This is a genomic window from Pantoea sp. CTOTU49201 (assembly GCF_032054795.1).
GTDB classification, from domain to species: Bacteria; Pseudomonadota; Gammaproteobacteria; order Enterobacterales; family Enterobacteriaceae; genus Pantoea; species Pantoea symbiotica.
This window is the reverse complement of record NZ_DAMBSA010000072.1, coordinates 7,941-15,292: the sequence shown is the minus strand read 5'-3', so window position 1 is coordinate 15,292 and position 7,352 is coordinate 7,941. Positions and strand designations below refer to the sequence as shown.

The window sequence follows — 7,352 nt, the reverse complement described above, 5'->3', positions numbered from 1 at the left end:
CTTTCCCGACCGGCTGAGTAACGTCGGTATCGCCGAACAAACGCTGGTGGGCACCGCCGCCGGCCTGGCGATTGGCGGTAAAGTGGCCGTAACCTGTAACGCTGCGCCGTTCCTGGTTTCCCGCGCCAATGAGCAGGTTAAAGTCGACGTCTGCTACAACAACACTAACGTCAAACTGTTTGGCCTGAATGCCGGTGCCAGCTACGGTCCACTCGCCAGCACCCATCACAGCATCGACGACATTGCGGTGATGCGCGGCTTCGGCAACATCGAAATCTATGCGCCATCCTGCCCGCTGGAGTGCCGCCAGATTATTGAGTATGCGCTGGCGCATGTCGGGCCGGTATACATCCGTCTGGACGGTAAAGATCTGCCGCAGCTGCACGATGAGAACTACCAATTCCGTCCTGGGCAAATCGACGTTTTACGTGAAGGTCATGACATTTTGCTGGTGGCGATGGGCTCGACGGTTCACGAGGTGGTTCACGCCGCCGAGCAACTGCATGAGCAAGGCATTACAGCAGGTGTGATCAGCATTCCATCGATTCGACCTTGTGATACCCAACAGCTGCGCGAGCTGTTAAATCACTATCCAGCGGTAATTACCGTGGAAGAACACAACGTCAACGGCGGCGTCGGCAGCCTGGTGGCAGAAGTGCTGGCGGAAGGCGGCTGTGGCATCCCGCTGCTGCGTTTGGGCATCCCCGATGGCGAATACGCGATTGCCGGCGATCGTGCCTCAACCCGTGCCCGACATGGCATTGATGCCGCCAGCGTAGTGAAGAGTGCAGCGCGCATCTGTGCAGGAGCGTAAAGATGGCAGGTTCGGTGATACTGGCAATTGATGAAGGCACCACCAATGCGAAAGCGATTGCGGTCGATCGTGCCGGGAACGTGGTGGCACGCGGCAGCCAGCCGCTGACGCTGGAACATCCGCAGCCGGGTTTGGCGGAGCAGGATCCACTGGCGATTTGGCAGGCGGTTAAACAGGCGGTGAGAGATTGTCTGGCGCAGTGTGCGGGTGCGCAAGTTGCGGCAGTGGCGATCAGCAACCAGCGCGAATCGGTGCTGATCTGGCAGCGCCATAACGGTCAGCCGCTGACGCCGCTGGTCAGCTGGCAGGATCGCCGCTCGGAGGCGTTTTGCCGCGATTTACGTGTGGCGGGTAAAGCGCCGCGCATCACTGGGCTTACCGGATTGGCGGTCGATCCGATGTTTCCGGCCGGTAAGCTCACCGGCATGCTGGCCGCGCTGCCGAACGGATTTTCTCGTGCGCAGGCCGGTGAACTCTGTATCGGCACCGTGGACAGCTGGCTGAGCTGGCAGCTGAGTGGCGGCGAAAGCTTTGTCACCGATCATGCCAATGCGGCACGCACCCAGTTATATAACCTGCACAGCGGCGATTGGGATGAGGAACTGCTAGCGCTGTTCCATATTCCCCCTGCGACGCTGCCGCAGATTGTGCCCTCGGCCAGCGCGCAGGGTGTAGTGACACGTAACGATATTCCCGGTTTAGCGCCTGGCACGCCAATTTTGTCGCGCATTGGCGATTCGCACGCCGCGTTGCAAGCGCAGCGCAGTGGCAGCGAAGAGGTAGTCAAAGCCACGTACGGCACCGGTTCGTCACTGATGATGTCGATGGCGACGCCGCTACTGACGGAAAATGGCCTCAGCACCACGGTGGCGTGGCACGACGGCACGCTGCGCTATGCCTTTGAAGGCAACATTACCCACACCGGTTCCGGTGCGGCGTGGCTGGGCCGCATGCTGGGCATTAAGGATCCGCGAGAACTCACCGCGCTGGCCCAGCGCAGCGAACATAATCAGGGCATCTATTTTGTACCGGCGCTCTCTGGTCTCGGCGCGCCTTGGTGGGATTTAAAAGCGCGCGGCATGGTGTGTGGTTTGACCGATGCGGCAACGCCGGAGGTGCTGGCGCGCGTGGCGCTGGAATCGATCACCTTCCAGATCGCCGACGTGTTTTTCGCCATGGAGCAGGCCAGCGGCGTACAACTTCCTGCGCTGTGCGTGGATGGCAGCGCCACGGAAAACAGCTGGTTAATGCAGATGCAGGCTGATGTGTTGCAGCGGCCACTGAAACGCGTACCGACGGCCGAAGTTTCTGCGCTGGGCGCCGCGCTATTAGCGGGACGCACCTTAGGCTGGTGGCAGCAGGGCAGTGAGATGCAGGCGTTGAAGGGCGGCAGCGTGATCACGCCGCGTGAAGATCAGGCGAAAAGCATGCAGGAGAATTATCACGGCTGGCTCGATGCGGTGGCGCGTTGCCGTTATCAGCCTCGTTGATGGGTGCGGTTTCGTGTGGATCTGGGGGATTGGTCGCCATGAATGGCGACCCTACGAATGATGGACTTACTGGAAACGGTTGGCCTTGTCGCGCGCCAGACGTTCCAGCGCAAAAATCACCTGCTGCAGCTGGCGTTCCTGAATCGGCTCGATGGCGGTAAAGCGGAAGCTAAGGCGCGGTGTGACGCGGGTTTCATTCTTGCGGGTCACTACGGTGCGTTCACCAATGTGCAGCAGCTGTGCCGTCACCTCAAAGTGGCCGTACTCAGCAAGGTCAACGCGCAGCTTTTTAAAGGTATCGCCGCGATTAAGGCCTTCTGGCAGCGCTTCGTCCAGCAGCACGCCCACGCCGCCCAATGACAGATCCTGCAGGCGAAAACGCGCAGTGGTTCCATCCGGCCACTGGCTGTGGCAATAAAAAACCGGCTCCAGTGGTGCATTGACGCGGAAAAACTCACGGCGTTGAATCTGCCACACCAGTTCAGGTAGCGAAGCAGCAAAAGCGGGCAAGCCTTCGAATTCGATACGCTGTAAACCGATTAAGCTAAATTCGACTTTGGCACCGTGCGTTTCGGCAAAGATATTCACTTCACCACCTTGCAGCGCTAAATCGTTATCCAGCGCGTTGCTGCCAAGGTCGAAGATCACCTGATCTTCATCGGCTGACAGCATGCGGCTGATAAACTGACCGCGCGAAAAATTCACCATCAACGGGGTTTGAAAACGCAACAGATCCTTCATCACGCCCAAAACCGCTAACGTGCCTCGCTTGAGGTATTGTTCTTTATCGGCTTCTCCCACGTCCTGCTCCACTTATCCGATTGTTATTTTCACGACTGACAATGCTGTTCGTCAGTTATCGGCGTTGCTGCGCTAACCTTTAGTTAGCTAACGATTATTTACTGCAGTAAGTTGCGAGGCAGATCATAAAATCCCGTCTATACTAGAGGCGGTGAACACATTGATTAATAACGTAAGGAGCAGTACATGGGTATTCTTTCATGGATTATTTTTGGTCTGATTGCCGGGATTATCGCTAAGTGGATTATGCCAGGTAAAGATGGCGGCGGCTTTATCATCACCGTGGTTCTGGGTGTGGTAGGTGCGGTTGTCGGTGGCTGGATCAGTACCCTGTTTGGTTTCGGTAAAGTTGACGGTTTCAACTTCGGTAGCTTCGTGGTAGCTGTGATTGGTGCCATTGTGGTGCTGTGGATTTACCGTAAAGTACGAAGTTAACAGCATAGAGATTTGATGAAATCCGCCATCCCGCAAAGGATGGCGGATTTTTTTATGCCTGATTAAAAGTCGTAGCCCACCGTAGCCATGACCGTACGTTCAGCACCGCGATAGCAGTAACCGGTGCCATAACAAGCGGCCAGATACTTTTTATCGGTCAGGTTGTTGGCATTCACCTGCAGCCAGGCGCCTTTCAGCTGTGAGTTCCATGCGCCAAGATCGGCGCGAACCGACGCATCAAACAGCGTTACTGATGGCAGACGCGTGGTGTTCTCGTTATCCGCCCACTGTTTGCCGATATAGCGCACACCGGCTCCGGCGCTCAAGCCGTAGTCAAACTGATAATGTCCCCACAACGATGCCATGCTGTTCGGCGTGACATACGGCGTATGGCCATCGTTACCGTCCACCGAATCTTTGAAGCGCAGGTGATTCAGCGTGTAGCCAGCGATGGTGCTGAAACGCTGCGTCAGCTGATTACGGGCTTCGAGTTCAATGCCCTGCGAATGCACTTTGCCCGAAGGCGTATAAGTCCCGTCCAGCACGTTACGGTTGGCGACATCGTCCTGAGTCAAATCGTACACGGCGATTGAGTACATATCGCGCGTGCCCACCGGCTGATATTTCACGCCCGCTTCATACTGCTCAGACGTAGTCGGTTTCAGCTGATTGCCCTGCGGATCGGTTAACGAAGCCGGCGTTATCGCCTGGCTCCAGCTGACGTATGGCGAGATGCCGTTCTCGAAGGCATACAGCAGCGCCGCGCGGCCGCTGATGTGATCGTCCTGACGACGGCTAGTGCCGTTTTCCGACACGATGCGGTCATAGCGTCCCGACAAATCCAAATGCCAGCGATCGAGCTGCAACTCATCCTGCAGATACAAACCGGTTTGATAGTAGCGGCGCGTCTGCGATGTCCAGTCGAAGTCTGGCATGATGCCCACCTCTTCACCGTTCCACGCATTCAGCGCGCTGGCGGCACCGCTGGCTTCGGTGATGTCGTTTTTATAACGATGGTATTCCGCGCCAAGCGTCACGCGATGCTGAACCGCGCCGGTAGCAAAATCGGCCTGCAAGCGGTTGTCGTTAGCCCATGCGCTCAGTGATGAACGCTCGCCAGAGTAGTAGCGGTTCAGCAGGTCAGGATTCGTCGCGTTCCAGCCAATCTGATAAACCTGATCGAGATCGGTATTCGAGTGGCTGTAGCTGCCGGTGGAGTACACCGACCAGACTTCGTTGAAGCGGTGTGAGAAGTCATAGCTGTATATCTGCTCGCGACGTTTGAACTGATCGAGCGAACTGTCGCCTTCGTAGAAACTGTCGCTCAGCTTGCGGCCGTTGTGGCTGTAGAGCGTGCCTTCCGCCGGTACCGAACCGTGATAACCGCCGGACGGATCTTTCTGTAGATAGGCGCGCAGCACTAAGTTGGTGTCTTCGCTTGGCTGCCACATCAGCTGTGGCGAAATCGCATATTTCTCTTCGCGGGTGTGATCGTACTGCGTATCGCTGTTGCGCGTGATGCCGGTTAAGCGAAACGCCCACTGATCGTTGATGGCGTTGGTGTAATCAAAGGCGGCGCTGTTAGTGGCGTTGGTGCCGCTGGACAGGCGGAAGTGGCCCTCTTCGGCAAACTGCGGACGCTTGCTGACCATGTTCACTAATCCGCCCGGCACCGTTTGGCCGTAGAGCGCGGAGGAGGGACCTTTGATCACATCAATGCGATCAAGGAACCAGTTATCTACCTGCAGGATGTTGAAGCTGCCGCCGTCACTCATCACGCGCAGGCCATCAAGGAAGGTGTTGTCGACATCGCCGCCGTGGAAACCACGCAGCGCGATGGTGTCGTAACGCGTGGCGGCCCCGCCGAAGTTGGTGAACACGCCCGGCGTGTAACCCAGCGCCTGATTCAGATCCTGCGCGCCCTGATCTTCTATCTGCTGACGCGTTACCACCGAAATCGACTGCGGCGTGGTAATCAGCGGCTGATCGCTTTTGCTGGCGCCGCTGCTCCGCGTGGCGAGATAGCCTTGCGTCGGCGAGGTGGCGCTCTCTTGCGGTTGCGCCGTGACGACAATCGACTCTTCAGCGAAGCTTGCAGCGGGTAAAGCCAGCGCAAGCGCGCACAGAACGCGGCCACGGTTAAGGGTAAACAGCGAGGTCATGAGAGGTTCCTGATATTTTAATGGGAATAGCTATCGATATTAGATTGAGAATTATTATCTTTTGCTGCGAGTGTTTCAAGATGTGAGTTTGTTGTAAGAGGGTTGTGAGAAAAATGCACAGGCAGCGCGGGATTAGCGTGCGAGCATATGAGGTTGTAGGGTGCGCATTAATGCGCACCTGGGTTGATGGTCGCCATGAATGGCGACCCTACAACGGTTAGGTATGGATCAGGAAAAACGTTACTTCGCGCTACTCAAAACCGGCATATTCGGGATATCGCTGGCGTTATTACAGGTTTTGTCTTTCGGACAGTACTTATCGAGCAGCTTCAACGTCACACCGTTGGTCCAGCCGAAGCCATCCTGCAGCGGATATTCACCGCCGCCACCTCCGCCCAGTTGCGCACCTTCAACCACATATTTCTCGACCAGCTTATGCTCCTTGTCGTAGGTTGCCTGCACGTTCTGCAGGAAGCGCTGACCAATCTGCTGCGCCAGTTTCGGCTGTTTGTAATGCTCAAGACCTTCCACCGCCACCCATTGCAGCGGCGCCCAGCCGTTTGGCGCATCCCATTGCTGGCCGTTATTCACCGTGGTGGTCACCAGACCGCCCGGTTTCAGCAGCTGTTTTTCGACAGCGGAAGCGGTGCGCTCAGCTTGCTTATCGCTCGCCACCTTCATATAGAGCGGGAACAACGTGGCGGCGGTCAGCTGCGAGTGAACCTGCTTCTTCTGGAAATCGTAATCGGCGTACCAGCCTTTTTTGTCATCCCAAAGATAGCGGTTTATCGCCGCCTGACGTTTCTCGGCATCCGCCGCGAACTGTTTGGCTTTGTCATCCTGCTTATCCAGTTTGGACGCTTTAGACAATGTCTGTTCGAGGTGGAAAATCAGGCTGTTGAGATCGACCGGCGCCAGCTGCGTAGTACGAATCGACGCCAGATTATGCGCATCAGTGAACCAGCGCGAACTGAAATCCCAACCTGATGCCGCGCCAGCACGCAAGTCGCGATAGACCTGCTGTTTATTGCGTTCCGGCGCTTTATTCGCGGTGTTTACGTCATCGAGCCAGGATTCGGTGCGCGGTGCATCGCGATCGTCCCAGTAACGGTTAAGCAGCGTACCGTCGCTGAGTTTAATCACGCGTTTGCTGGCCTGGCCGGCTGCCACTTTGTCGCTGTCCGCCATCCAGTAATCGTACTCTTTCTGCAGCTGCGGCAGGTATTGGCGATAGACATCGTCGCCTTTGTGCGTTGCCAGCAGGTCAACCATCAAGCTGAAGAACGGCGGCTGCGAGCGGCTGAGATAGTAGCTGCGGTTACCGTTGGGGATATGGCCATATTTATCGAGTTCGGTGGCGAAGTTATCCACCATATCCTGCACGCGATCCCAGTGACCGCTCTCCGCCAGGCCGAGCATGGTGAAGTAGCTGTCCCAGTAATAGACTTCGCGGAACCGGCCGCCAGGCACCACGTAAGGTTTCGGCAGCGGCAGCAGCGAATCGTATTGACTGGCACTTTGCGCGGTGCGTGTCAGCACCGGCCATAAACCGTTGATGTGCTCGCGCAGGCTTTGCCCGGCGGGCGGCACATATTTGTCTCCCTCTTTTGGCAGCGTGAAGTTGCTGTCGACAAAATGCTTGAGATCGAA

At 56.8% G+C, this 7,352-nt stretch carries 6 protein-coding genes; 3 read left to right on the top strand and 3 right to left on the bottom strand.

The window, feature by feature from the left end:
• Together RTY00_RS07605 and RTY00_RS07600 are read left to right on the top strand one after the other, a co-directional pair.
• A partial coding sequence (locus RTY00_RS07605; RefSeq protein WP_312663999.1) for a transketolase C-terminal domain-containing protein occupies positions 1-814 on the top strand: 814 nt, incomplete at its 5' end.
• A gap of 2 nt (positions 815-816) precedes the next feature.
• Positions 817-2,304, top strand: a complete 1,488-nt coding sequence (locus tag RTY00_RS07600; protein ID WP_312663998.1) for an FGGY-family carbohydrate kinase — start codon at positions 817-819, stop codon at positions 2,302-2,304.
• 66 nt (positions 2,305-2,370) lie between these two features.
• Here RTY00_RS07600 and RTY00_RS07595 read toward each other — a convergent pair whose 3' ends face one another.
• Positions 2,371-3,105, bottom strand: a complete 735-nt coding sequence (locus tag RTY00_RS07595; RefSeq protein ID WP_312663997.1) for a flagellar regulator YcgR PilZN domain-containing protein — start codon at positions 3,103-3,105, stop codon at positions 2,371-2,373.
• 186 nt (positions 3,106-3,291) lie between these two features.
• On the opposite strand from RTY00_RS07595, the gene RTY00_RS07590 reads away from it, so the two are divergent.
• Positions 3,292-3,540 (top strand): GlsB/YeaQ/YmgE family stress response membrane protein, encoded by a 249-nt coding sequence (locus tag RTY00_RS07590; protein ID WP_008102737.1) that lies wholly within the window; start codon positions 3,292-3,294, stop codon positions 3,538-3,540.
• Positions 3,541-3,602: 62 nt separating this feature from the next.
• Here the strand turns inward: RTY00_RS07590 and RTY00_RS07585 are convergent, their stop codons facing one another.
• Both RTY00_RS07585 and treA read right to left on the bottom strand, forming a co-directional pair.
• Positions 3,603-5,702, bottom strand: coding sequence for a TonB-dependent siderophore receptor (locus RTY00_RS07585; protein ID WP_312663996.1), 2,100 nt, complete (start codon positions 5,700-5,702; stop codon positions 3,603-3,605).
• A gap of 240 nt (positions 5,703-5,942) precedes the next feature.
• A partial coding sequence (gene treA / locus RTY00_RS07580; RefSeq protein WP_312663995.1) for an alpha,alpha-trehalase TreA occupies positions 5,943-7,352 on the bottom strand: 1,410 nt, incomplete at its 5' end.

Bases quoted from the DNA above. Each gene is read 5' to 3' on its own strand.
- RTY00_RS07600 (WP_312663998.1), top strand. From the start codon at position 817: ATGGCAGGTTCGGTGATACTGGCAATTGATGAAGGCACCACCAATGCG.
- RTY00_RS07590 (WP_008102737.1), top strand. From the start codon at position 3,292: ATGGGTATTCTTTCATGGATTATTTTTGGTCTGATTGCCGGGATTATC.
- RTY00_RS07585 (WP_312663996.1), bottom strand. From the start codon at position 5,702: ATGACCTCGCTGTTTACCCTTAACCGTGGCCGCGTTCTGTGCGCGCTT.